This is a genomic window from Enterobacter sp. 301B, from assembly GCF_003850715.1.
GTDB lineage: Bacteria > Pseudomonadota > Gammaproteobacteria > Enterobacterales > Enterobacteriaceae > Enterobacter > Enterobacter intestinihominis.
Window position 1 is genome coordinate 1 of record NZ_PQTC01000076.1, and the last position, 793, is coordinate 793.

At 45.9% G+C, this 793-nt stretch carries 2 protein-coding genes; both read right to left on the reverse strand.

Translation table 11 applies throughout. From position 1 onward, the window contains the following. Positions 1–33: 33 nt before the first annotated feature. Positions 34–321 (reverse strand): hypothetical protein, encoded by a 288-nt coding sequence (locus C3451_RS24180; RefSeq protein WP_124304495.1) that lies wholly within the window; start codon positions 319–321, stop codon positions 34–36. A gap of 402 nt (positions 322–723) precedes the next feature. After that, a partial coding sequence (locus C3451_RS24730; RefSeq protein ID WP_002906209.1) for a hypothetical protein occupies positions 724–793 on the reverse strand: 70 nt, incomplete at its 5' end.

Below are 793 nucleotides of genomic sequence, written 5' to 3' on the forward strand. Positions count from 1 at the left end.
TTTTGCCGCTTCTCCCAAACGAACGTTATTTGCTTAATATCCTATGGCTATAAACCGGAATGACACGTTTGCATTTAACGCATTTAGAACGGCTCCAGCCTGAGATAACTTAACCGCTCTTGTAGTAAAAGTTGAAAGGGTTGCAGGCGCTGCAGAACCAAACCCAACGCCAGCATCCTCAGGATTATTATGCGTAACATATACTTGTGCAAACACGGATGGGAACGCTACAGGAAGCGAAGATGTGTAGACCTCTCCACTACCTGCTGTATTAACAGCACCTTGCCCCCATTGAAGAATTAAATTTTTGTTACCACTCATCGGGATTTTGGCCCATCCGTTATAGCCAATAACACCGCTAACAGCTGGCAGCGTTGCCGCTTCCCCCAAACGAACGTTTTAACTATCTCCCTATTGCTAAAAGGCGCGTACCGCCGTTATTAGCTGTTGATAAATTTCTGAGTAAAATTGACTTCTTAGCATCAGTTACAGAAGCTGCATCTATGGCAATGGATATAGGTGTCGTTCCATTGGCGGCGGCAGCGGGAGCCGCAACCACAAACATCATCGCGTTAGGGAAGGTGCGAATAAGCAGGTCATTTCTTCCCAAGCTGACTCGCTGATTAAAATTTCGCGGATCTGGGCCGATTTTTTTCCCGCAAACACATCGAATCAGCCTATTTAGGCTATTTTTTCCACCATTTCTGGCGTTATTTCCGGTTTTTACTGAGATCTCTCCCACTGACGTATCATTTGGTCCACCCGAAACAGGTTGGCCAGGGTGAATAACATC